At 71.5% G+C, this 24,169-nt stretch carries 17 protein-coding genes and 1 riboswitch; of the genes, 9 read left to right on the top strand and 8 right to left on the bottom strand.

Annotated elements, in window-relative coordinates:
* Positions 1-76: 76 nt before the first annotated feature.
* The gene (locus OERS_RS12460; protein WP_083201424.1) at positions 77-4,546 is read left to right on the top strand and encodes a DUF5979 domain-containing protein; all 4,470 of its coding nucleotides are present in this window, start codon (positions 77-79) and stop codon (positions 4,544-4,546) included.
* Positions 4,547-4,621: 75 nt separating this feature from the next.
* On the opposite strand, the gene OERS_RS12455 is transcribed toward OERS_RS12460, so the two are convergent.
* The 4 genes from OERS_RS12455 to OERS_RS12440 form a co-directional block, all read right to left on the bottom strand.
* A complete protein-coding gene (locus tag OERS_RS12455) occupies positions 4,622-6,982 on the bottom strand; it encodes a HelD family protein (protein WP_169834222.1) in 2,361 nt (786 codons plus the stop codon).
* 161 nt (positions 6,983-7,143) lie between these two features.
* Positions 7,144-8,253, bottom strand: coding sequence for a threonine aldolase family protein (locus OERS_RS12450; protein ID WP_068625999.1), 1,110 nt, complete (start codon positions 8,251-8,253; stop codon positions 7,144-7,146).
* Between the two features lie 19 nt (positions 8,254-8,272).
* Complete coding sequence (locus tag OERS_RS12445; RefSeq protein ID WP_068625998.1) at positions 8,273-8,908, bottom strand: hypothetical protein; 636 nt, start codon at positions 8,906-8,908, stop codon at positions 8,273-8,275.
* 56 nt (positions 8,909-8,964) lie between these two features.
* Positions 8,965-9,411: a YchJ family protein gene (locus tag OERS_RS12440; RefSeq protein ID WP_248948541.1), complete on the bottom strand. Its 447-nt coding sequence runs from the start codon at positions 9,409-9,411 to the stop codon at positions 8,965-8,967.
* A 28-nt stretch (positions 9,412-9,439) separates the two neighbouring features.
* On the opposite strand from OERS_RS12440, the gene OERS_RS12435 reads away from it, so the two are divergent.
* A complete protein-coding gene (locus OERS_RS12435) occupies positions 9,440-9,904 on the top strand; it encodes a VanZ family protein (protein WP_068625997.1) in 465 nt (154 codons plus the stop codon).
* 85 nt (positions 9,905-9,989) lie between these two features.
* Here OERS_RS12435 and OERS_RS12430 read toward each other — a convergent pair whose 3' ends face one another.
* Positions 9,990-11,579: an asparaginase gene (locus tag OERS_RS12430; protein ID WP_068625996.1), complete on the bottom strand. Its 1,590-nt coding sequence runs from the start codon at positions 11,577-11,579 to the stop codon at positions 9,990-9,992.
* Between the two features lie 179 nt (positions 11,580-11,758).
* On the opposite strand from OERS_RS12430, the gene OERS_RS12425 reads away from it, so the two are divergent.
* Together OERS_RS12425 and OERS_RS12420 are read left to right on the top strand one after the other, a co-directional pair.
* The gene (locus OERS_RS12425) at positions 11,759-12,505 is read left to right on the top strand and encodes an SDR family NAD(P)-dependent oxidoreductase (protein ID WP_056653118.1); all 747 of its coding nucleotides are present in this window, start codon (positions 11,759-11,761) and stop codon (positions 12,503-12,505) included.
* Positions 12,502-13,044 carry a MarR family winged helix-turn-helix transcriptional regulator gene (locus OERS_RS12420; RefSeq protein WP_068625995.1) on the top strand — a complete coding sequence of 181 codons (543 nt, stop codon included), beginning with the start codon at positions 12,502-12,504 and terminating at the stop codon, positions 13,042-13,044. The genes OERS_RS12425 and OERS_RS12420 overlap by 4 nt, the downstream gene beginning before the upstream one ends.
* An 86-nt stretch (positions 13,045-13,130) precedes the next feature.
* Here the strand turns inward: OERS_RS12420 and OERS_RS12415 are convergent, their stop codons facing one another.
* The gene (locus OERS_RS12415; protein ID WP_056653112.1) at positions 13,131-13,760 is read right to left on the bottom strand and encodes a hypothetical protein; all 630 of its coding nucleotides are present in this window, start codon (positions 13,758-13,760) and stop codon (positions 13,131-13,133) included.
* Positions 13,761-13,941: 181 nt separating this feature from the next.
* On the opposite strand from OERS_RS12415, the gene OERS_RS12410 reads away from it, so the two are divergent.
* Entirely contained in the window at positions 13,942-14,712 is a 771-nt protein-coding gene (locus tag OERS_RS12410; RefSeq protein ID WP_056653109.1) for an SDR family oxidoreductase, read from the top strand.
* A 79-nt stretch (positions 14,713-14,791) separates the two neighbouring features.
* Here the strand turns inward: OERS_RS12410 and OERS_RS12405 are convergent, their stop codons facing one another.
* Complete coding sequence (locus OERS_RS12405; protein ID WP_083201423.1) at positions 14,792-16,687, bottom strand: glycosyl hydrolase 53 family protein; 1,896 nt, start codon at positions 16,685-16,687, stop codon at positions 14,792-14,794.
* A gap of 108 nt (positions 16,688-16,795) precedes the next feature.
* On the bottom strand, positions 16,796-18,865 hold the full coding sequence (locus OERS_RS12400) for a beta-galactosidase (RefSeq protein WP_068625994.1): 2,070 nt from the start codon (positions 18,863-18,865) through the stop codon (positions 16,796-16,798).
* A gap of 201 nt (positions 18,866-19,066) precedes the next feature.
* Between OERS_RS12400 and OERS_RS12395 the strand changes: the two genes are divergently transcribed.
* The 4 genes from OERS_RS12395 to OERS_RS12380 all read left to right on the top strand — a co-directional run bounded on the left by OERS_RS12395 (position 19,067) and on the right by OERS_RS12380 (position 23,617).
* Positions 19,067-20,380 carry an ABC transporter substrate-binding protein gene (locus tag OERS_RS12395; RefSeq protein WP_068625993.1) on the top strand — a complete coding sequence of 438 codons (1,314 nt, stop codon included), beginning with the start codon at positions 19,067-19,069 and terminating at the stop codon, positions 20,378-20,380.
* 161 nt (positions 20,381-20,541) lie between these two features.
* The gene (locus OERS_RS12390) at positions 20,542-21,504 is read left to right on the top strand and encodes a carbohydrate ABC transporter permease (protein ID WP_083201422.1); all 963 of its coding nucleotides are present in this window, start codon (positions 20,542-20,544) and stop codon (positions 21,502-21,504) included.
* 2 nt (positions 21,505-21,506) lie between these two features.
* Positions 21,507-22,448 carry a carbohydrate ABC transporter permease gene (locus tag OERS_RS12385; protein WP_082609057.1) on the top strand — a complete coding sequence of 314 codons (942 nt, stop codon included), beginning with the start codon at positions 21,507-21,509 and terminating at the stop codon, positions 22,446-22,448.
* Positions 22,449-22,582: 134 nt separating this feature from the next.
* Entirely contained in the window at positions 22,583-23,617 is a 1,035-nt protein-coding gene (locus OERS_RS12380; RefSeq protein WP_056653599.1) for a LacI family DNA-binding transcriptional regulator, read from the top strand.
* Positions 23,618-23,747: 130 nt separating this feature from the next.
* Positions 23,748-23,867, top strand: a riboswitch (SAM riboswitch).
* The last annotated feature ends 302 nt before the right edge of the window (positions 23,868-24,169 follow it).

Here is a 24,169-nt window from a genome sequence, read left to right as displayed (position 1 = left end):
GCGTCATGCCGGAGGGTTTGCGAGGTCTCCTGAGTAGGAAGTTGGACGACCGTCCACGAAACACCAGGAGAGTGTCATGAGTACCCCCTTCAGGGTTCGCAGCCGAGCGGCCTCCCCGCTCCAGCGAACCGTCGCTGCGGCGACGTCCGCGCTCCTCGCCCTGACGGGAGCCGTCGCCCTCGGGGCCGGGCCGCTCGCCGCGCCCGCCGCGGCGGCACAGTCACCGATGTGCCCGGCGCCGGGACTGGAACCGCCCGTGCACATCGGCACCCCTGTCTTCACCGACAACAACGTCGCGGTGTGGACGGGGGGCGACTACACCGCGCAGTACACGGCGGCGGAGTCCGAAGGGGTCCTCGTCGTCGATGGTCGGGCCACGTTCGATGCGCCGGGCAACTTCAGCATCGGTGCGGTGGGAGCCGGGTCGCAGATCGCGCCGGCCGATGGTTCGACCATGCTCCACGTCGGCGGCGACATGACGATCGCGGCAGGCACTGGCCTCACTGTTGGATCGACTCAGCCCAACGGGGGCGGTGTGGAGGTCGGCGGTACTCTCACTGCCGACGGGACACTGAGCACCACGGGCACCGTCTCGGCTGCACCGATCGTCACCGGGGTGGGCGCAGCTACAGCACTGTCACCGTGGAACGACTACCGCTCGATCGTCGACGACGCCTCGGCGACGATCGCGTCGTGGGGCGGGACGTCAGTCACCCGGTCGGGTGAGCAGCTGACGTTCACAGGCTCGGGGGCGAGCGACCCGCAGGTGTTCACGCTCTCCGCCGCCGAGCTCAACGGCGCTAGGGACTACAGCTTCGTCGGCATCCCCGACGGCGTGGCGATCGCCATCAACGTGACCGGGACGGACCCCGTCGACATCGCGCCCAACGCCTGGGCAGGGAACGGCTACACCCCGCTCAACTGGGCCGACTCGCGCAACCCGCAGTTCGGGCTCTGGTCCGCGCGGATCCTGTGGAACTTCGCCGAAACCCCGTCGCTGACGATCGGTCGGGGTGACCAGTTCATGGGTTCGATCCTTGCCCCCCGGGCGGATGCCACGATCGCCACGAGCACCAACGGTCGCGTCCTCGTCGGCGGAGACCTCACGTTCGGGGCGTCGAACGTCCCGGGCGGCCTGGAGATGCACAACTACCCGTGGATCGGTCCCGGCCCCTTCGCGTGCCGAGACGCCTCGGGGGCGACGTTCTCCGTGGCGAAGAGCGTGACCGGCAGCGGCGCGGACGCCGTGCCGGCCGGGACCACGTTCGAGGTCGACTACTCCTACGTCCTGGACGGCACGACCATCACGGGCACCCTCGACGTCCTCGCGGACGGCACAGCGGTCACGGGTCCGCAGGGCCTGCCCGAAGGCACGGTCGTCACGCTGTCCGAGCCTCGCCTGCCCGAGGTCCCCGGCGTCGAGTGGGGAACACCCACGTTCGAGCCGAGCAGCCCGGTCACGCTGGGTGCCGGTGGCACCGTCGCGGTCCGCCTCACGAACACCGCGAACCTGGTCGACGCCCCGGCCGGCGGGTTCTCCGTCGCCAAGGAGCTGCTCGGTTCCGCGGCCGGGCTGGTCCCCGAGGGCACCGAGTTCACGGTCGCCTACGCCTACGAGCTCGACGGCCAGACACAGCGTGGCACCCTGACGGTGCTCGCTGACGGGACGTTCGTCGACGGTCCGCAGGACCTTCCCGTCGGGACGGTCGTGACCTTCACCGAGATCGACCTGCCCGACGTGGCCGGCGTGGTGTGGGGTGCGCCGACGTTCAGCCCGGAGTCCGTCACGATCAGCGACGGTGTCGACGCCCAGGTCACGGTGACCAACACCGCGGCCCCCGTGGTCGTCCGCGTGGGTGGCTTCTCGCTCCAGAAGGCCGTCACGGGTGAGGCCGCCGACCTGGTGCCCGAGGGCACCGAGTTCACGGTCGCGTACTCGTACGAGCTCGCGGGCGCCCCCGTGACGGGCACGCTCGTCGTGACGGCCGACGGTACGGTCGTGAACGGCCCGCAGAACCTGCCCGCAGGGACCGTGGTCTCGTTCGACGAGGTCTCGCTTCCCAACGTCGACGGTGTGGTGTGGGGCGCTCCGGTGTTCAGCCCGGACACCCTGACCGTCGCGGCGGACGAGAACCCCACGATCGTCCTGACCAACACCGCGACCGATGCGCCCGCGGGTGGGTTCTCGGTACAGAAGGTCGTCACGGGTGAGGCGTCGGACCTCGTCCCGGCGGGCACACAGTTCTCGGTCGTCTACTCCTACGAGCTGGACGGTGTTCCCACCTCGGGCACGGTGACCGTCCGCGCGGACGGCACGGTCGTGAACGGTCCGCAGAACCTCCCCGTCGGCACCGAGGTCACGTTCGGCGAGGTCTCGTTCCCGGCCGTCGACGGCGTCGTGTGGGGTGCGCCGACGTTCAGCCCCGCGACCGTGACGATCGTCGACGACGTCAACGCCGAGGTCACGGTGACGAACACCGCGACCGACGTCCCGGCGGGTGGCTTCTCGCTGCGCAAGACCGTCACCGGTACGGCGTCGGGACTGGTCCCCGCAGGTACCGAGTTCACGGTCACCTACTCCTACCAGCTGGACGGCGTGCCCACCTCGGGCACGGCGACCGTCCTCGCGGACGGCACGGTCGTGAACGGCCCGCAGAACCTGCCGGTGGGGACCGAGGTCACGTTCGGTGAGATCAACCTGCCGACCATCGACGGTGTGGTCTGGGGCGCCCCGGCGTTCAGCCCGGCGACCGTGACCGTCGCGGACGACGTCGATGCCCAGGTGACCGTCACCAACACGGCCGACGCCGTCGTCGTCCCCGTGGGCGGGTTCTCGCTCCGGAAGGTCGTCGAGGGCGCTGCGACCGGCCTGGTCCCGGCGGGCACCGAGTTCACGGTCGCGTTCTCCTACGAGATCGACGGGACCCCCACGAGCAGCCGGCTGACGGTCCTCGCGGACGGCACGGTCGTGAACGGTCCGCAGAACCTGGTGGCCGGCACCGTCGTGACGTTCGAGGAGGTCGCGCTGCCGGAGATCCCCGGCGTGAGCTGGGGGACCGCGATCTTCAGCCCGGAGTCCGTCACGATCGAGGACGGCACCAGCCCCGAGGTCACGCTGACGAACCGTGCCGACCTGGTCGTGGGTGGCTTCTCGCTCCAGAAGGTCGTCACGGGCGAGGCCGCTGACCTCGTGCCCGAAGGCACCGAGTTCACGGTCACGTACTCCTACGAGCTGGACGGGGTGCCGACGTCGGGCACGCTGAGCGTCCTCACGGACGGCAAGGTCGTGGACGGCCCGCAGAACCTGCCCTTCGGGACGGTCGTCACGTTCGACGAGCTCGACCTGCCGTCGATCGACGGCGTGGTGTGGGGCGCCCCGGTGTTCAGCCCCGAGACGCTCGCGATCGGTGATGGCACCAACCCGAAGGTCACGCTGACCAACACCGCGACCGACGCCCCGGCCGGCGGGTTCTCGCTCCAGAAGGCCGTCACGGGCGAGGCCTCCGGCCTGGTGCCGGGCGGCACCGAGTTCACGGTGGCGTACTCCTACGAGCTGGGTGGCGTACCGACGTCGAGCACGCTGAGCGTCCTCGCGGACGGCACGGTCGTGAACGGCCCGCAGAACCTGCCGGTCGGGACCGTCGTGACGTTCGAGGAGATCGACCTGCCGTCGATCGACGGCGTGGTGTGGGGCGCCCCGGCGTTCAGCCCGGCCTCGGTCACGATCGAGGACGACGTCACCACCGAGGTCACGGTGACCAACACCGCGACCGACGAGCCCGCCGGCGGTTTCTCGCTGCGCAAGGTCGTCGCGGGAGCTGCTTCGGGAGCCGTGCCCGCGGGCACCGAGTTCACGGTCACGTACTCCTACGAGCTGGACGGCGTGCCTACCTCGGGCACGGCGACCGTCCGCGCGGACGGCACGCTCGTCGACGGCCCGCAGAACCTGCCGGTCGGCACCGTGGTGACGTTCGGGGAGGTCGACCTGCCCGAGCTCTCGGGCGTGGTGTGGGGCGCCCCGGCCTTCAGCCCGGCCACGGTCACGGTCGCGGACGGCACGTCCGCCGTGGTCACGGTGACCAACACGGCCGACGTCGTGGCGGCCCAGGTCGGCAGCTTCTCGATCCTCAAGAAGGTCGAGGGCCCGAACGCCGCCAAGGTCCCCGCGGACACCGAGTTCACGGTGACCTTCTCCGGGACCGTGAACGGTGAGCACCAGGAGGGCACGCTGACGGTCCGCGCCGACGGCACGGTCGTCGACGGCCCGGCGAACCTCCCGGCAGGGACGGTCGTCGAGCTCGAGGAGACGGGCCTGCCGAAGATCGACGGCGTCAGCTGGGGGACCCCGGTCTTCACGGTCGACGGCGAGAAGGTCTCGTCGATCACGATCGGTGCCGGACAGGTGGTCGAGGTGACGCTCACCAACACTGCGGGCAGCGGGCTGGCCGTCACCGGTACGGGGGCACTGGGGATCGCCGCGGCGGCCCTGCTGCTCCTCGGGGGAGGTGCCGTGCTCCTGGTGGGTGCGCGCCGCCGTCGGGCCTGAGCGCCTGACGGGCCTCGCGCCTGACCGACCGTCCGAGCGGGCGTGACCTCCGGGTCACGCCCGCTCGGGCGTTGTTTACTCGGGCCGCTCCTCTTCGATGACCCGCAGAGCCTCCCGCAGGATGTCGCCCCACAGGGGCTCAGGTGCCGAAGCCATCAGGTCGTCGCGGATCGTCGCCGCCTGGAACGTGATGGTGCGACGCTGAGCGGGCGTTCGATCGTTCGACGTCGCGTTCTGTGCCTCTGGAAGCAGAGTTCCGGAGGGCAGCGGCGACATCGTCGCGGGATGCTCGTGCACGGGCGGACCTCCGACGCCGCTCTGGGCTGGCACCTCGCGTTGCTCGCCTTCCGGCCTGGTGGTCGGCGCGGGTGATCCGGTCGACGCGTCTTGTGGTCCGAGAACTGCAGGGAGAGTCCCCTGCGGGTACACGATGTCGAGGTACTTCGTCGTGCGGGTCAGTGCAATGTAGAGCATGCGTTCGCCCTGCGGACCGGCGGCAACGATCCCGGCAGGGTCGACCACGACCACCGCATCGAACTCGAGCCCCTTCGACGCGACTGGGCTCACGAGGTTGATCGCTGTACTCAGCCCACCTTTGTCAGCATCGTTCCAGTTGACCTCGGCGAGCATGAAAGCGATCTCAAGATCTTCACGCAGGGCATCGGGACAGATGACCCCGACGAAGTTTCCCTTTCCGCTCAGCGCTTCGACGATGCGAACGGCGGAGGTTGCGAGGTCCTCCGCGGGAGGAACTGACGTGAGGACCGGCGGTCGCTCCACATCTCGCACGACCACTGGCGGGAGAATTCCCGGGGCAGCAATCGGGAGCAGAAGCGCCGCGAGATCCATGACCGACCGCGGGACCCGGTAGCCGTAGGTCAGTTGCTCGGTTCGGGTGGGCAGCGGAGTCGACAACAGCTCGATGACCTCGTCCCACGAATCACGGGCCCAGTGGCCTGTGGACTGGGCGATGTCCCCGACGATGGTCATGGCGCCGCGCTCAGACCTGCGACGGACCGCGAGCCACTGCATTGGTGAAAGGTCCTGGGCCTCGTCCACCACGATGTGGCGATAGGAATCTGGGTCTCCAGAGATCTCGGCACCTGCCTGATCGAGGAGCACGAGGTCCTCGCGTGTCCACTGTTGCTCGCTGAGCTTCGGTGCCGGCGTCCGGCGTAGAAGCTGGACCTCGTCAGCGGTGAGGGTCCCGCTCGCCGCGGCGAGCAGTCGGTCGGTGTTGCCGAAGAGGTCTCGGAGGAATGCCTGGGGCGAGAGCGAGGGCCAGACGCGCTCGACGAAGTTGTCGATCTCGGTCGGATCGAGCAGGCCTTGTGGGTCGCCGGCAAGTGGTGAACGGTCTGCGCGAAGCTGGCGTCGGATCCGTGTGCCGAGGTCGGAGAGAAGGGCAGTGCGAAACCTGGTGCGGCCGACGGCATATCGCTCGAAGAGAAGCGGTGTGAATACCGCCTCGACCTCTGACGGGTCGAGCGACACGCGCCACGACACGCCCCTGATGGAGAAGCTCGTGTGGTCCTTGGGCCTGCGGACGCGCTGGACGAGACCCTTGCTGATGACCTCGACCATCCGTTCGTCGCCTTTGAGCCGAGCGGTTGCGGCGCCGTCCTTTGCAGTGGCCTTGACGTGCGCCTCGAGCAACTTGTGCAGGTCGGTCTGCGCGACCGCAGCGTCGCCCAACTCTGGGAGGACGCGGCTGATGTACCGGGTGAAGGTTGCGTTGGGACCGATCACGAGAACCTGCTCCGGGCGGATGACGTCCCCTGCGGCGTGCATGGCGGTTTCGCTGTAGTTGTAGAGGATCGCTGAAACGCGATGCAGCGCGACAGCGGTCTTCCCTGTCCCGGGCCCACCCTGAATCACGAGCAGAGAATGGGCATCCGCACTGATCAGGGTGCTCTGGGCCGCCTGGATCGTCTCGACGATCTGTTGCATCTCGGTGCCGCGTGCGCGACCGAGCGTTTCCTGCAGCATCGCGTCGGTCTCGATGAACGTGACATCGTCGCCCTCAAGTGCCGCGATGCGTGCCGCAAGCTCAGCGAAGACGACGTCTTGCATCGTGGTGATCTGGTTGCCGTCACCCATCGCGAAGTTGCGGTGCCGGACGACCTCCCCTGGCGCGTCGTGCGTGGCCGCCCGCAGGCCAAGGATGAAGTTCGACTGCCAGTTGTAGACGAGCCGGTCATTCATCCGGTCACTCAGGCTGTGATAGCCCACGTAGAAGCACTCGTCACCCGCGACGTCGATCCGCATGAAGGCAACCGGGTCCTGCGGGTTGCCGAGCGTCGAGTCCTTGGCGGCGTTCGCCTTGAGCCGCGCAGCGGCCTTGTTGTCGCCAGCGGCCAGAGGGGCCGCGAGCCGAGTCTCCCTCTTGTGCTCACGCTCGTCGCGGACCAGGTCGAGGTGCTTCTGCTCCTCCACCTGTTGAGCGGTGGCTGGCGGGGGAGAAAGCGGCATTGCTCATCACCTGTCTCTGTCGTACGGGTTCAACCCGTTTGCCCAGAGGGTAGCGGTGGCTACCGACGCTCATCGAGGTCCGAGAGGGCGAAATCTCGTTGAAGCCTGGCCGATGCCGAAGAGAGTCAATCGAAACGGGCTGTGCGGACCGCGGCCGCGAACGCGTCGACGTCCTCGGGGGTCGTGTCCCACGAGCACATCCAGCGGACCTCGACGCGCTCGTCGCCCGTGACGGGGTCGGGAGCGGCGGCCGCCCAGTCGTAGAACGCGAAGTCCGCGCGCAGAGCCTCGGCCACGGCGCGCGGGAGCACCGCGAACACCGCGTTCGCCTGGGTGGGCTGGGAGAACGTGAGGCCCGACGGCGCCGCGGGCGTCCCGCCGTCGGGCACCTCTCCCGTGGTCGTCGCGGGCGAGAGCGCCGCACGCAGGCGCGTGGCCATCGCGTTGGCGTGCGCCGCGCTGGTGCGCCACAGGTCGTCCTCGAGCAGCGCCGTGAGCTGCGCCGAGACGAAGCGCATCTTCGACGCGAGCTGCATGGTCATCTTGCGGACGAAGTCCACGCCCTGAGCCGCGTCGGGGTCGAGGACCACGACGGCCTCGCCGAACAGCAGGCCGTTCTTGGTGCCGCCGAAGGACACGACGTCGACGCCCACGTCGGTCGTGGTCTCCCGCAACGACACCCCGAGCGCGGCCGCCGCGTTCGCGAGCCGCGCGCCGTCGAGGTGGACGCGCAGCCCGGCGGCGTGCGCGTGGTCGCTGATCGCGCGGATCTCGTCGGGCGAGTAGACCGTGCCCAGCTCGGTCGCCTGCGTGATCGAGACGACGAGCGGCTGCGCCCGGTGCTGATCGCCCAGGTCGCCCACGAACCGGTCGATCGCGCCCGGCGTCAGCTTCCCGTCCGGGGCGGGGACCGTGAGGAGCTTGATCCCGCCGACGCGCTCGGGGGCGCCGTTCTCGTCCTGGTGGACGTGCGCGTGCTCCGACGTCACGACCGCGCCCCAGCGCGGCAGCATCGACGTGAGCGCGACGACGTTCGCGCCCGTCCCGTTGAAGACCGGGTAGGCCGTGGCCGCCTCACCGAAGTGATGCCTGACCGACTCCTGGAGACGCTCGGTCCACGGGTCCGCGCCGTACGAGCCGGCGTGGCCCACGTTCGCCGCGGTCAGGGCCGCGAGGACCGCCGGGTGGGCAGGGGCGTAGTTGTCGGACGCGAACGAGCGCTGGGTCGAGGGCACCTGGCCAGGGTAAGCCCGGTCAGGGCAGGGCGATCCGGTGATCGAGCAGGACGAGGACAGCCGACCCGTCGTCGGTCGTCTCGACCCGGAAGTCGCCCTCGGCCATGGGGCGTTCGTGACGGGTCCTCACGTCGAGGAGTCCGGGGACGTCCGCTCGGTAGTAGACGTCCGGGCCGCCGCGCCAGACCCCGTACGTCATGTGACCGTGGAGCGAACGGCGCTCCTCGACCAGGAGCTGCTCGCCGGGCGGCCGGGCCACCTGGTCCAGCGGGACGTAGGAGCTCATCGAGGAGCCGACCGACATCAGCCATGCGTAGAACACCACGCACAGGAGGACGAGCAGGACGACTCCCGTGGCGAGCCACGCCAGGACGCCGATCCGGAAGGGGTGGTTCATCGACACCCGGACAGCCAGCACCATGCAGACGACGCCCGCGCATCCGCAGATCGCCAACCAGAGCCAGGCGGTCACCGTCGCCGCTTCGTGGCCTCGGACGAGCAGCAGTCGTCCCGAGTCGACATACGGGGCGAGGAGGAAGATCCCCACCGCGGCGATCACCGCGACCACGGCGGGAGTCCCCAGCCAGACGCGCCACGCCCAGCGGGAGTTCCGCGCAGAGGGCGTCGTCGTGTCCGGCACGGTCGTGGTGCTCACGACCGCAGTCAACCAGAAGCGTTCGCGGGGCGGAACCGCACGCCGGGTCGAACCATTCAGCCCCTGTGCTCCCCGTCCACGTAGAACCAGCGCCCGTCCTCGCGCACGAACGAGCTGACCTCGTGCAGCGTCCCGCGCTCGCGGGTCTCCGCGGAGCGGAAGTGGGCCACGAACTCGACGACGCCCGTCCGGTCGAGCGGGCCGCCCGCGCTCGTCGCCACGACGTCCAGACGGCGCCACGCCACGTCGTCGTCGAGGTCCAGGTCCGCGGGGCGCGTCGAGGGGTGCCAGGTCGCGAGCAGGTAGTCCGCGTCGCCGACCGCGAACGCCGCGTAGCGTGAACGCATCAGGGCCTCGGCCGTCGGAGCCGTCACGGCGTCGGGACCGGCCGCACCCGGACCCGCGGCGAGGCCGGCGTGGAAGCGTCCGCAGCACGCCCCGTACGTCTCGCCGGACAGGCACGGGCAGCGGGCGTCGTCGGGCAGGGGCGAGGTCGCGGTCACCCGCCCATCCTTCCGTAGGGTGTGAGCCGTGCGCACCCTCCGCTGGACCTTCGCGGTCTACCTCGCCGCCGTCCTGGTCGTGACGTGCTGGCCGTCGCCCGAGTCCACGGCAGCCCCGGGCTGGGCGCTCGCGGTCGTCGACGCGTTCCGCGCGGTGGGGCTGCCCATGACCGTCGCGTTCCTCGAGGCGGCGTCGAACGTGGTCATGTTCCTGCCGTTCGGCGTCCTGGGGCTCCTCCTGCTGACCGGGCCCGACGCCCGGGGCGACCTCGCGGCCGATCCCGCGCGTGGGCTCTGGCGGCGCGCCGGGCTCGTGGTGCTCGCGGGCTTCGCGCTGTCGCTCGCGATCGAGCTGACCCAGCTCCTCATCCCCGGCAGGTACTCGACCGTGCAGGACGTCGTGCTCAACACGACGGGGGCCGCGCTGGGTGCGGCTGCGGCGGCCGGGCTCCTCGCGCTGCGGCGCGCACGGCCGGCCCCCTCGACGCCGTAGGCGACCTGCACCGCGGCGCTGCGGGCGACCCGCGCCAGAGCGGCGCCCACCCCGGAGGGTGAGCGCCGCCGTCGGGCCGGTGGTGCTACCGGCAGGTGACCGCCGCGTGCGCTGCAGTGCTGGTGCTCTGCACGCCCGCGCCGTCCACGTTCTTGTAGGCCACGAGCTTGGCCTCCCCGGCGTCGAGCGACGCGCCCCGGGTCAGGGTGTGCTCGACCGTGCTGCCCACGGGGATCTTGCTGAACTTGTGCTCGCCCGCGGCCGAGGTGACCCGGACGTCGATCGGCACGCTGTCCGTGTTGGTGACCGTGACCCGGATGCTCGCCGTCCGCCCGTTGCACGCGGCCGTCGCGGTCGACGTGAGCAGGACCGAGGTGCCGCCCGGGCCGGCCGGGATGGTCGACGCGGCGCCCGACTGCTCGAAGGTCGGCGTGCCGAACGTCGCGAACCAGTCCTTGGCCTGGTTGAAGTCCTCGGTGAAGGCCCGCGACAGGACCAGGAGCAGGCGGGCCTTGACCGCCGTCAGGTCCTCGCCCGCGAGCACCCCGTTGCTGCCCCCGTAGCTCGACCCGGACCCGGTCCGCGTCGTGCTGACGAACCAGACCCCCTTGGCCACGGCCTTGCTGCGCTCCGAGCTCATGGCGCCCGAGATGCCGCCGGCGCCCGTACCCGCGGTGACCATGCCCTTGACCCCGGCGTCCGCGAACGCCTTGACGGCCTCGCCCCCGGCCTGCTGGTAGGACATGACGATCTCGACGCGTGGCAGCGTCTTGGGGTCGACCTTCGAGACGTCGAACGGCGTGAACCACGACTCCTGGTCGCAGCTCATGACGCGGGCCGGTGCCCGGCCCAGGGTGATGTTGGCGCCGTCGATCCAGCCCAGGACCCCGTACTCGCGCGTCTGGAACGTGTCGGTGCGGTAGGCGTTGGTCTTGGTGACCTCGCGTGCCGCCTGGATCTCGTCGTTGAGCATGAGGACGGTCCCGAAGCAGTACGTCTGCTGGCTCGCCGCGAGGCGCACGGCGTTGTAGAGGTTGGCCGGTGCGTCGGACCCGAAGACGGCCTTGTCGGCCGGGGTGTCGCCCGCGCCCCAGGGACGCATCGAGCCCGAGGTGATGACGGGCTTGCGGGACTGGACCGTGAGGTCGAGCCAGTAGGCGAACTCCTCCTGGGTGTCGGTGCCGGTCGTGACGACCACGGCGTCCGCGGTCTCGAGCTGCTTCTCGACCTCGAGCGTCAGGGCGTGGAACTGCTCCATGGTGTAGCCCGACGACCCGGCGTTGCCGAACTGGACCGCGGTGACGTCGGCGATCTGGTCGATCTCGGGGCGGAGCGTGTCGAGCATGTCGGACATGAGGTAGGTGCCTGCGCGGTAGCTCGTGAAGCCGTCGCGCGTGCTGGCCTTGCCGGCCATGGTGCCGCCGGTCGCGACGACCACGACCTTGGGCTTGGACGTCGTGGCGGCCGCGGTCACGGCCTGGTAGCTGCTGGACGTGATGCCCAGCGGGGTCGTGCCCGAGGCGAGGACCATCGGCTGCTGCCCCTGCGCAGCGGCCGTGGTGCGGGACTCGGCGATCGAGTAGGCGACGACGGAGACGAGCGAGACCAGGGCGAGGAGGAGTGCGACGCCGGCCGCGAGGGCGCGGCCGGACAGGGTCAGTGTCAGGGATCTCACGAGAGCCTTTCGGTCAGGGGGACGTCAGGGCTCGGACGCTATGCGCGGCCTGTTTCCTGGGCATTGCCTGGGTGTAAGAAGCACGGTTGTGCCGGATCGCGAGGGTTGTCGGGTGGGTGCGGGCGCCGCGTTCACGGGCATATGCTGTCGTGAAGACAGTAAAATCTGGAGGAGCACTCATGCAGTTCAGCAACAAGGTCGCGCTCGTCACGGCCTCCGGCGCAGGCATCGGGGAGGCCGTCGCGAAGCGGCTCGCCGCTCAGGGAGCGGCCGTCGTCGTCTCCGACGTCAACGACGAGGCCGGCGCGCGCGTGGTCGCCGAGATCGAGGCCGCAGGCGGCCGGGCCGCGTACCGTCGGGCGGACGTCGCCGACCCGGCAGACGTCTCCGCCCTCGTCGGGTTCGCGGTCGAGACGTTCGGGGGGCTGCACCTCGCGGTCAACAACGCGGGGGTCGGCACGCGCCCGTTCCGTCTCGACCAGATGCCGCAGGACGGCTGGGACCGCACGCTCGACATCACCCTGCGCGGGACCTTCCTGTCGATGAAGGCCGAGATCGCCCACATGCTCGCCCACGGCGGCGGCAGCATCGTCAACATCGCCTCGATCGCCGGCCTCAAGGCGTCGCCCGGCCTCTCGCCGTACTCGGCCGCCAAGGCCGGCGTCGTCTCGCTCACGCGGGGCACCGCGATCGAGTACGTGACCGACGGCATCCGCATCAACGCCGTCGCGCCGGGCGCGATCGAGACGGCAGCGCTCGCGTCGCTGCCCGAGGAGGCCCGCGCCGGGTATGCGGCCGACGTCCCCATGCAGCGCCTGGGCCGGCCGTCCGAGATCGCCGACGCGGTCGCGTTCCTGCTGTCCGACCAGGCGAGCTTCATCACGGGCGTGGTCCTGCCCGTCGACGGCGGCACGCAGGTCGCATGACCGACGCACCGCACCCCGGGGCGGGGCAGGGCTCCGGCCCTGCCCCCGCTCCGGGGTCCCCGGGGGGCGTGCTGGGCGACCCGCGCGTCCCCGGATACCGGTCCGACCTGCTCGACTCCCTGGTCCGGGTCATGGGCCTGTGGACGAGCGGCGACTTCCTCGCCGCGGTCGCGGCGCGCGAGGGGATCGACCTGGACTCGCCCGCCGTCGTGGTCCTCACCGTCGTGTGGCGGGAGGGGCCGCGGCGCCCCTCGGCGATCGCGGAGCACCTGTCCACCGGGCCGTCCAACGTGAGCAAGATCCTGCGTCGCCTCGACGCGGCGGGCCTCACCGAGCGCCGCGAGGACCCCGACGACGCGCGCGCGGCACGCGTCCACCTCACCGAGGCGGGGGCGCAGGTCGCGAGGACGTTCGTCGCCGCCGGCGACCGGCTGGTCGACGAGCTGCTCGACGGATGGGCCCCGGAGGACCGACAGGCGTTCGCGGATCTCATGCGCCGGTTCGAGCGAGCGAGCGAGGGGTTCCTCGAGCGGACGTGAGGGCCCTGGGCCGGTGTGAGCCGGCACCGCGAGCCCGGCGCCACTCGCCCGGCGCCGTGCGTCCCGGCCCGTATCCGGTGCGCCGCTCACGCCCACAGCAGCCGCCACCACGTCTCGTCCGGTGCCTCCGCGCGGTGGATGCGGTGGATCCGGTGCGGTGCGTGCTCGGCGTCGTCGAGCCCCAGCTCGTCGACCGCGTAGGCCCACAGGAGCTCGCACTCGCAGCCGGGGGCGTGGTGCTCGGTCACGAGCAGGTCGGCCTCGAAGCGTACGAGCGCGCCCTCGGACACGAGCCGCTCGTCGCAGCGCCCGGGGCCGAGCACGAACCCGTGGAGCGTGATCTCGCCGGGGTGGGCGACGGTCGCGCGCAGCTGGTTCCCGAGCGTGGGCGAGCCGTTCGACCGGTGGACGAGGTGCGCGGGCGCGAACCGGGCCAGCAGCGCCTCGGCGACCGGGGCGTCGAGGTGCGCGAAGAAGGTCGGTTCGAGCGGGTCGTCGTCGGCGTGCACGATCGGTTCCAGGAGCTCGGGCACCGCGTCGGCGAGCAGCCAGCCGTGCGTGTGCGGTCCGTGGAGGTGGTGGAAGCCGCCCGGGCCGCCGGCCTCGGCAGCCTGCCGTTCCCAGGTGGCGCGCAGGGTGCGCAGGCCCCGCGGCGAGACGGGGTGCCGGGGCGTGGTGCGGCGTCGGGGGTGCGAGGACCGGGTGCTGTGGGTCATGCGGGCAGCGTGGCGCAACCGCGTCCTCGCGCGCGGCGGGCCCGGGGTCATCTGTGGACACGACTCGCGACGTGGGGCTTGTGGATGACCTCCGACCCCGCAGAATGAACAGAAGGGCGGGCGAGGCGAACGCCCCCCAGCGGCACTCCCGCGCACGACGCGCGGTCGGAAGGGAACCCCCATGACCACAGCGCGTGCGACCACAGTTCTCGTGACGGGCGGCACCGGCACTCTCGGCACCCCCACCGTGAACCTGCTGCGCGAGGCCGGGCACGACGTCCGCGTCCTCAGCCGCTCGGCCGGCACGACGCCCGGCGTCGTGACGGGCGACCTCACGACAGGTGAGGGGCTGGGCGAGGCGTTCGACGGCGTCGAGGTCGTCCTGCACCTCGCGACCCGCGGGCCCCGCGCCGACGTCGAGATGGGCCGCAGGCTCGTGACCGCGGCCCGCGACGCGCGCGTGGGGCACGTCGTGTTCCAGTCGATCGTCGGCGTCGACCGCATCCCGCTCGGCTACTACCAGGCCAAGGTCGAGGTCGAGTCGATCCTCACCGCGTCCGGGCTGCCGCACACGATCCTGCGGGCCACGCAGTTCCCGCAGCTCGTCGTCGGGATGTTCACGGCGCAGCGCTTCTCGCCCGTCCTCCTCACGCCCGCGCTCGAGGTCCAGCCGATCGCCGTGCCCGACGTCGCCGCGCGCCTCGCGGAGATCGTCGCCGCCGGGCCCGCGGGCCGGGTCGGCGACATCGGCGGGCCCGAGCGCATCACGGGTCGGGAGGCTGCACGCGCCTGGGCGCGGGCGACCGGGAGCCGCCGACCGGTCGCGCGGGTGCGGGTCCCGGGGAAGACCTTCGCGGCCTTCGCTGCCGGGCACCACATGGTGCCCGGCGAGCCCTACGGGACGGGCACGTACGGGCAGTACCTGCTGGAGAGGTACGGCCGGGGGCGGTGACCGCGACGTCCTGCAGTGCGCGGGCACACGCCTCCCGGCCGTGCCAGACCTCGTCGGCCGCGCGCTCGCGCGGGGAACGTCAGCCGACGCGCTCCCACGGGCCCCACGCGGAGCCGTCGGGCTGCTGGTTCCTGGTCCACCAGCGCGCCTCGTAGGTCGCGCCCTCGAACGTCGCGCGCTCGCCCGCGACGTAGACGCGCGTCGCGGCCCACGGGCTCGTGCCCGCCTCGTCGGCTGCGGCCGCCTCCTGCCACGGCCCGTACGCCGAGGCGCCCGGCTCCTGACCCGAGGTCCACCACGACGCGACGTACGCGGCGCCGTCGTGCAGGACGACGTCACACGCCGTGTAGACGGCCGACGCGGTCCATGCCGACGTGGCCGCGTCCGGCGCGAGCTCGGCCGCGACGGGAGCCAGGAGGCGGCCGTCGAGGTCGAACATCGCCTGGTTCTCCCACGCGTTGCCCGACGACGCGTCGGCCGGGTCCCAGCCGTTGCCCTCGACCGACGTCCATGCCGGCTCCCAGTACACGACGCCCAGGCCGCGCCCGCCCGGGGCCGAGGCGACGACGTCCTGGACGGCGCGCAGCGCCGAGGCCTGTCCCGCCGGGGTCGCGGGGTAGCCGGGGACCAGGTCGTCCTCGGTCGCGATGACGTTCTCCCACGCGGGCGATCCGTCCTCGAGCGTGAACGGGTAGGCCGTCTCGACGACCATGACGTCACGGTCGTAGCGGTCGGACAGCGTCCCGACCGCGTTCTGCAGGTCGCCCAGGCTGCCGTGCCAGTAGCCGTAGTAGCTCAGACCGATCACGTCGAAGTCGACCCCGCGCGAGGTGACCTCGTCGAACCACCAGGTGAGGCCGCCGATCCCGTCGTCGATGTTCGTCAGGTGCAGGATCACCTGCGCCTCGGGGGTCACGTCGCGCACCGCCCGGGAGCCCGCGCTCAGGAAGGCCGCGAGCGAGTCCCACTGCGCGGTGTCGTACCCGTCGCCCGGGACCACGTCCCACGTCTGCCCGGAGGGCCACATCATGCCGGGGTTGATCTCGTTCCCGACCTGCACGTAGTCCGTGGTCACGCCCGCGTCCCGCAGCGCGACCAGGACGTCGTGCGTGTGGTCGTAGACGTCCTGCGCCAGCTCGTCGGTCGTCCCGCCGACCCACGCGGCCGGGGTGCCCTGGGCGCCCGGGTCGGTCCAGCGGTCGGAGTAGTGGAAGTCGATCATGACGTCCATGCCCGCGGCCTCGATGCGCCGGGCGCTCTCGACGACGTGCGTGATCTCGTTGTACCCGTCGGCCGGGTCGACCCACACCTTGAGGCGGCCCAGGTTCATGCCCGCGTCCGCGAGGATCTCGACCGGGTCGCCCGGCGTGCCGTCGGTGCTCGCGTAGGTAGCGCCGAAGGCCTCGTTCTTGGCGACGCCCGACAGGTCGCCGCCGCGCACGTCGCGCGTCACGCGCCCGCGCTCGAGCGTCACGTCGTCGACCGACGCCCACGCGCCGCCCGGGCCGTCGGTCACGACCGCGACCGTGCAGTCGCCGCCCGTCACGTAGGCCGAGACCGACAGGCGGACCCACTGGTCGTCCTGCTCGGTGACTGGGGTCGTCGTCGCGTCGTCGACCCCGCAGCCCGTGAGCTCGAGCCGCGTCGCGTCGAGCGCACCGCCCGACTTCACCCAGGCGCTCGCGGTCCACCATCCCGTGGCCAGGCCCTCGACGGTCTGGGCCGTCGTGACGTCGTAGGCGTCACCCGCCCAGTGCGTCAGCCGGCCCGACGACGCGCCGTGCCCGGCGTCCTCGACCTTCGCCCCGCCGTCGTGCCCCGAGGCGCTCGTGACGGTCCAGCCCGTGAGCCCGGCCTCGAAGCCGGGGTTCACCAGGGTGCCCGCCGCTGCGGGTGCGGCGACCGCGGGCGTGACGCCCGCGAGCGCGAGCGCGGTCACCAGGACCCCCAGGGTGCTTTTCCTCGTCGATCTCATCCGTCCTCCTTGACGTGGTGCGTTGATGGGTGGAGCAAGGCCCGCGGACGGTCGGGCCGACCAGGGGCGTGGTCGGCCCGACCGCCCGCGGGAGAGCAGGGGCGATCCTCAGGCGAGCGGCGAACGCAGCACGCGCACGGCCCCCGGGGCCACGGTCGCGGCGCCCGGCACGGCCTCGCCCGTCACGAGGTCGGTGGTCCCGTCGGCGAGGGAGGGGAGCGTGACCTCCTGGTCGGTGTGGTTGATCGCGACGACGTACTCGGCGTCCTCGCCGCGGCGGCGCACCACCTCGAAGCCCTCCGGCAGGCCCGACGGCGCCAGTCCCGCGTCCGCGTAGACGGCGCCCAGGAGCGTGCTCAGCGCGGCGACGTCGAGGCGCGTCGAGACGTACCAGCCCGTGCCCTCGCCGAGCGTGTGCCGCGTGATCGCGGGGGAGCCCGGGGCCGGGCCGTCGACGTACGTGCCCACGACCTGCGCGCCCTCGAGCGTGATGTCGTCGGCCCACACGTCCCCAGGGAGCGTGCCGGTCAGCGTCGGCGCGACCTCCCCGCCGTCGAGCGCGACGGTCAGCGACTCGCCCTCCCGCAGGGGCAGGAACTCCTCGACCGTGAGCCCGAGCGCACGGCGCAGCGGGGCCACGAAGCCGCCCGGGTGTACCGCGTCGTGCTCGTCGACCGCGGCCGAGAAGTACGAGACCAGGAGCGTGCCGCCGCCCTCGACGTAGCGCGTGAGGTTCTCGGCCGACTCCTCGGTCAGCAGGTACGACGCGGGCGCGACGACCAGGCGGTAGCCCGACAGGTCCTGCCCAGGGTGCGCGAAGTCCACCTGGACGCCGTCGCGCCAGAACCGGTCGTAGAACGCGTCGACGCGCTCGCGGTGCTGCGCGTCCACGCTCGGGCGCCACTCGAGGTCCTGCGCCCAGAACGACTCGGGGTCCCACAGGATCGCGACGTCGGCGTGCACGCGCGACCCGCGGAGCTCGCCGATCGCGCCGAGCTCGGCGCCCAGCGCCACGACCTCGCGCCACACGCGGCTGCCCGTCCCCGCGTGCGGCAGCATCGCCGAGTGGAACTTCTCGGCGCCGGAGCGCGAGGCCCGCCACTGGAAGAACATGATCGCGTCGGCCCCGCGGCCCAGGTGCGAGAACGCGTTGCGCGCCATCTCGCCCGGACGCTTGGCGACGTTGCGCGGCTGCCAGTTCACGCCGGACGTCGAGTGCTCGAGCAGCATCCACGGCTTGCCGCCCGCGACCGAGCGCGTCAGGTCCGCAGCCAGCGCGAGCCCCACCTCGTTGCGCGGGTCCGCTGCCCGCAGGTAGTGGTCGTTCGAGACGATGTCGACCTCGCGGGCCCAGGCCCACAGGTCGGTCGACGGGCACTCGCCCGCCATGAAGTTGGTCGTGACCGGCACCGACGAACGGGCGCGGATCGCGTCGCGCTCGGCGACGAAGCACGCCAGCAGCGCGTCGTTGGTGAAGCGGGCGAAGTCCAGGCGCTGCGCGGGGTTGACGACCGAGGCCGCGACCGCGGGCACGCCCACGTGCTCCCACTCGCCGTAGACCTGCCCCCAGAACCGGGTGCCCCATGCGGCGTTCAGACCCTCGAGGTCGCCGTAGCGCTCGCGCAGCCACTCGCGGAAGGCCGCGGCGCTCGCGGGCGAGTAGTCGTCCGAGACGGGCGCGCCGTACTCGTTGTGCACGTGCCACAGGGCGAGCGCGGGGTGCGATCCGTAGCGCTCGGCGAGCGCGGTCGTGATGCGGACGCACGCGCGGCGGTAGTCGGGCGAGCTGGGGGAGACCATGCCGCGCGAGCCGAACCCCAGGACAGTCCCGTCGCGGGTCACGACGCGCGACTCGGGGTAGGCGTGGAAGAACCAGGCCGGCGGCGACGCCGTGGGGGTGCCGAGGTCGACGCGGATGCCGTGCGCGTGGAGCAGGTCGAACAGGCGGTCGAGCCACGCGAGGTCGAGCTCTCCCTCACGGGGCTCCATGAGCGCCCAGCTGAACATCCCGATGCTCACGAGGTTCACCCCGGCCTGGCGCATCAGCGCGACGTCCTGCTCCCAGACCTCCTCCGGCCACTGCTCGGGGTTGTAGTCACCGCCGTAGCAGATCGCGTCGACGCCAGGCAGCCAGCCGTCGTAGACGGGGCCGACCGGGCGGGGCTTGGCGGAAGTCATGCGCTCTCCTCGAAACACGTTGCTGTGCACGATCACAGGTGTGATCGACCGTGCAACACCTAGGTAACAGCATGAAACATGATGTTGACAAGACCATGCGGGGCGTGAGTACTGTGACCGTGCACAGCCCCACACTGTCGTGAGTCGCCCTGGCCCAAGCCCTGGCGAGAAGCGCGATGGTTCCTTGACGAGGAGGACCTCATGCGCCTGTCCACAGGCACGAAGGCAGCGGCGATCATCGCCTCCGCCGCACTACTGATGACCGCTTGCAGCTCGGGCAGCGGCGGTTCCGACGCCCCGGCGGCCGACGGACCGGTCGAGCTGACCTTCTGGACCTGGGCGCCGAACGTGGACAAGGTCGTCGAGACCTGGAACGCGGCGAACCCCGACATCCAGGTCACGGTCAACAAGCAGGACGGCGGCGACCCCGCCATCACCAAGCTGCTGACCGCGGTCAAGGCGGGCAGCGGTGCGCCCGACATCATGCAGACCGAGTACCAGAAGATCCCCACGCTGGTCTCGGCCGACGCGCTCGCCGACATCTCGGGAGAGGTCGCGGACCTGGCGGACCAGTTCCCCGAGGGCGTCTGGAACGACGTGACCCTCGGCTCCGACGCGGTCTACGCCGTGCCGCAGGACTCGGGCCCCATGCAGTTCTACTACCGCGCCGACATCTTCGAGCAGCTCGGGCTGACCGTCCCCACGACGTGGGACGAGTACGCCGCGACGGCCGCCGCCCTGCAGGCCGCCGACCCGACCAAGTACCTCGGCACGTTCTCGGCGACCGACGCGGGCTGGTTCACGGGCCTCTCGCAGCAGGCCGGCGCCTCCTGGTGGGGCATCGACGGGGACGCGTGGACCGTCGCGGTCGACGACGAGGCGACGCTCAAGGTCGCTGACTACTGGGGCGGTCTCGTCGAGTCCGGCGTGATCGACAACAAGCCCATGTACACCCCCGAGTGGAACGCCGCGCTCAACAACGGCACGCAGATCGGCTGGCTCTCGGCCATCTGGGCGCCGGGCGTCCTCGAGGGCAACGCCCCCGACACCGCGGGCCTGTGGAAGATGGCCCCCATGCCGCAGTGGGACGCCGCGAAGCCGGCCACGGGCAACTGGGGCGGTTCCGCCACGGCCGTGACGAGCCAGTCGAAGCACCCCGCAGAGGCCGCGCAGTTCATCACGTGGCTCAACTCGTCGCAGGAGGGCGTCGACCTCCTCGTCGAGCAGACCGGGATCTACCCCGCGAACATCCCCGCGTCGGCCGAGGCGCTCTCCGAGCCCCCGACGTTCTTCGCGAACCAGCCTGACTTCTACGAGATCGCGGCCCAGACGGCCAAGACCGCGGGCAGCTTCACGTACGGCCCCAACGTCAACGTCACCTACTCGGCGTACAACGACGAGTTCGGCAAGGCCACCGAGGCGAAGTCGCAGGCCGCGTTCACCGCTGCGGTCGAGGCCATGCAGAAGGTCACGCTCGAGGACCTCAAGAGCTCCGGCTTCAACGTCAAGGAATAGGCCCGACGGCGGTCGCCCGGTTCGTCCGGGCGGCCGCCTCGCCCGTCGCTCGCCCCGAGCGGCGGCACCGGGAGCCCCGACGGGCGCCCGCACCACCCCTTCAGCTCCGTGCTTCAGCAGCCGCCTGCCCCCGTCCGGCGGAGACCTTCCGAGGAGAGATCGTGACCACGACCACGCCAGTGCGGCCCAGCGCGCCCCCCGCGGCGCGACGCCGCAGACCGGGTGCGTCCCGGCGCCAGGCAGCCCCCTGGGGCTTCCTCGCCCCGGCGATCGTGCTGTTCGTCCTCTTCCTCGCGTTGCCCATCGCGTATGCGGTCTACCTGAGCTTCCGGACCGAGAAGGTCAGCGGGCTGGGTCTGGGGTCGGGGGCACGGACCGAGGTGTGGAACGGGTTCGCGAACTACGCGGCGTCGCTCGCCGACCCGGAGTTCCTCGCGTCCGTGGGGCGCGTCGCGCTCTACGGCGTGATCGTCGTGCCGACCATGCTGGGCCTCGCGCTGCTCTTCGCGCTGCTGCTCGACTCGCGCCGGTCGCGGGCCACCAAGCTCTCGCGGATCTCGATCTTCCTGCCCTACGCGGTGCCCGCGGTGATCTCGTCGCTCCTCTGGGGCTTCCTCTACCTGCCGGGCGTGAGCCCCTTCTACTACGTGTTCGACCGGCTCGGCTGGGACGTCCCGTCCCTGTTCTCGTCGGACCTGGTGATCTTCGCGGTCGCGAACATCGCGGTGTGGGGCGGCGTCGGGTTCAACATGGTCGTGATCTACACGTCGTTGCGCGCGATCCCGTCCGAGCTGTACGAGGCCGCCGAGCTCGACGGCTGCAACCAGATCGGCATGGCGTGGCGGATCAAGATCCCCATCGTCGTCCCGTCGATCATCATGACGTTCGTCTTCTCGATGATCGCGACCCTGCAGGTGTTCGCCGAGCCCACGACCCTCAAGCCGCTCAGCAACACGATCTCCAGCACGTGGACCCCGCTCATGAAGGTGTACCGCGACGCGTTCATCCGCGGTGACCTGTACTCGGCGGCCGCGACCTCGGTCATCATCGCCGTCGCGACGTTCGTCCTCTCGTTCGGGTTCCTGCGCCTCGTGCAGAGCCGTGCCTTCGGTCAGGAGAAGTGACCATGACTACCGACGCTGCTGAGACCGCCCTCGTCGCCGAGACCTTCGACGCGCGCCCCGGGGCGGTCGTCAAGAAGTCCCGCAAGGCTCCGCGGACGGGTCACCGGTCCGCGGGCGAGCGCCCGAGCGGGACCGCGACCGCGATCCTGCTCGTGGGCGCCCTGTACTGCCTGCTGCCCGTGCTGTGGGTCGTCGTGGCCTCGACCAAGTCGGGGAGCGAGCTGTTCTCGACCTTCACGTTCGCGCCGTCCTCGCACTTCCTGGACAACGTGTCCGACCTCAACGCCTACCGCGGCGGTCTGTTCTGGCGGTGGATGGCGAACACGGCCCTCTACGCGGGCATCGGCGGGCTGCTCTCGGTCGTCGTCTCCGCGATGGCGGGCTACGCGCTCGCGAAGTACCGCTTCCGCGGGAAGACGGCGGTCTTCAACATGCTGCTCGCCGGCGTGCTCGTGCCCGGTGTGGTGCTCGCGATCCCGCAGTACCTGCTCCTGGCCCAGGCCGGTCTGACCAACACCTACTGGGCCGTGCTCCTGCCGAGCATCATCAGCCCGTACGGGATCTACCTCGCCCGTATCTACGCGGGGGCGTCGATCCCCGACGAGATCGTCGAGGCCGCCCGGACCGACGGTGCCGGTGAGCTCCGGACGTTCGCGCAGGTCGCGATGCCCATGATGGCGCCCGGCCTGGTCACGGTGTTCCTCTTCCAGTTCGTCGCGATCTGGAACAACTTCATGCTGCCGTACATCATGCTCGGCGACGACAAGCTCTTCCCGCTCACGGTCGGGCTGTCGGGTCTGCTGAACCAGGGGGCGTCGCAGCCCGCGCTGTACACGCTCGTGATCACGGGCGCGCTGCTGTCGATCGTCCCGCTCGTGGCCCTGTTCCTCCTCCTGCAGCGCTACTGGCAGGTCGACCTCGCCGCCGGCGCGGTCAAGGCCTGAGGATGTCCCTAGACTCACGTGTCGTGGAGCAGTCCGGGAACGACGTCGTACCCCAGCCCGTCGATGCCGTGCGCGAGGACGGTCGCGAAGCCGCGCGCGGCACCTCCCCGGGTGCGGGGGCGGGCGCCGGACCCGTGCGCGAGAGGCGGGCGGCGGCGTCGGGCAACGGGGCGAAGCGTCGCCCCACGATCCGCGACGTCGCGGACGTCGCGGGCGTCTCGCGCGGGACCGTGTCCCGCGTGATCAACGGTGGCCACTGGGTCTCTCCTGATGCCCTTGCCGCGGTCAACGAGGCGATCCGGACCACGGGGTACGCCGCGAACCAGCACGCGCGCAGCCTCGTGACGGGGCGGTCGAACTCGATCGCGTTCCTGCTGACCGAGCCGCAGCACCTGCTGTTCGAGGACCCCAACTTCTCGATCCTGCTGCGGGGCGCGGCCGAGGAGCTCGCGAAGCGCGAGATGCCGCTGCTGCTCATGGTCGCGGGGACCCCCGAGGAGCGTCGCCGCATCGGTGGGTACGTCGCGGCGGGGCACGTCGACGGCGTCCTGCTCATCAGCTCGCACCAGGGCAACCCGATGCTGGCCGAGCTGCTCAAGCAGAAGGTCCCGACGGTCGCCTGCGGTGTCCCGCTCGGGTACGAGGGGCGCGTCGGGTACGTCGCGGCCGACGACCGGGCCGGGGCGCGCACCATGACGCAGCACCTGCTCGACTCGGGGCGCACGCGCATCGCGACGATCACGGGTCCGCTCGACACCCCGGGCGGGACGCTGCGACTCGACGGGTACCGCGACGCGCTGGGCGACCGGTTCGACGAGTCGCTCGTCGCGCACGGCGACTACTCGCGCGAGCGGGGCCGGCTCGCGATGGCCGAGCTGCTCGAGCGGCGCCCTGACCTCGACGCCGTGTTCGTGGCGTCCGACCTCATGGCGGCGGGGGCGCTCGTCGCGCTCCAGGCCACGGGGCGGAGCGTGCCCGGGGACGTGGCCGTGGGCGGGTTCGACGACTCGGGGGTCGCCGCGTCGCTCCACCCGGCGCTGACGACCATGCGGCAGCCTTTCGAGCGCATCAGCGCCGAGATGGTGCGGCTGCTGCTCGAGGTCGTGGAGGGCCAGGAGCCTGCGGCCATCACGCTGCCGACGTCGCTCGTGGTGCGGGACTCGGCCTAGGGAGGTTCGGCCTTGCCCGGCCAGTCGCGGTCGTGTGCGACGGGCACCGAGGCGCTCGGGCACAGGGGCGCGCGCCGTGGCGCGCCGGGGTGATTTGTCCTTGTGTGTCCCGTCTGGCAGGGTGGTCATCGGTCACGAGTGACCGGCGATACGCCCTCCGCGTGCCGGTCCGGCAACCGCGTTCCCGCGCACGGTGCCTCTGAGGAAGACCCGCCCGACCCGGCATCCGGGCCTTCGGGAAGTGCGAGGTCGAGGTCGCGTTCATCGTGGCCTCGACCCTTGCCCTGAGGCCGCCTCTGCGCCCGCTGTGCCCGCTGTGCCCGGTGCGCCCGCTGCCCCGCTGCGCCGGGTCGCCCCGTCCCCCTCGCCGCCTGAGCCGCCCTCGCCTGTGCGCAGCGCGGTCCGTGGTCCGCTGTCTGAGATCGGCAGCTCAGGTCGCCGACGTCCTGCGGTGAGCATGTTGTCCACAGATCCTTGGCGTTCGCTCCGCGTGCCGTCCTGAGCCGCCATCCTGTCCGTGAGGCGTTCGTACAAGGGGGGGGGGGGGGGGGG

Source organism: Oerskovia enterophila (assembly GCF_001692445.1).
Taxonomy (GTDB): domain Bacteria; phylum Actinomycetota; class Actinomycetes; order Actinomycetales; family Cellulomonadaceae; genus Oerskovia; species Oerskovia enterophila.
Note: the sequence above shows the minus strand (reverse complement) of the source record. Positions and strands in the feature narration are given on the sequence as shown.

Coding starts and splice junctions, on each gene's coding strand:
- OERS_RS12460 (WP_083201424.1), top strand. CDS start 77: ATGAGTACCCCCTTCAGGGTTCGCAGCCGAGCGGCCTCCCCGCTCCAG.
- OERS_RS12425 (WP_056653118.1), top strand. CDS start 11,759: ATGCAGTTCAGCAACAAGGTCGCGCTCGTCACGGCCTCCGGCGCAGGC.
- OERS_RS12420 (WP_068625995.1), top strand. CDS start 12,502: ATGACCGACGCACCGCACCCCGGGGCGGGGCAGGGCTCCGGCCCTGCC.
- OERS_RS12415 (WP_056653112.1), bottom strand. CDS start 13,760: ATGACCCACAGCACCCGGTCCTCGCACCCCCGACGCCGCACCACGCCC.
- OERS_RS12410 (WP_056653109.1), top strand. CDS start 13,942: ATGACCACAGCGCGTGCGACCACAGTTCTCGTGACGGGCGGCACCGGC.
- OERS_RS12405 (WP_083201423.1), bottom strand. CDS start 16,687: ATGAGATCGACGAGGAAAAGCACCCTGGGGGTCCTGGTGACCGCGCTC.
- OERS_RS12400 (WP_068625994.1), bottom strand. CDS start 18,865: ATGACTTCCGCCAAGCCCCGCCCGGTCGGCCCCGTCTACGACGGCTGG.
- OERS_RS12395 (WP_068625993.1), top strand. CDS start 19,067: ATGCGCCTGTCCACAGGCACGAAGGCAGCGGCGATCATCGCCTCCGCC.
- OERS_RS12385 (WP_082609057.1), top strand. CDS start 21,507: ATGACTACCGACGCTGCTGAGACCGCCCTCGTCGCCGAGACCTTCGAC.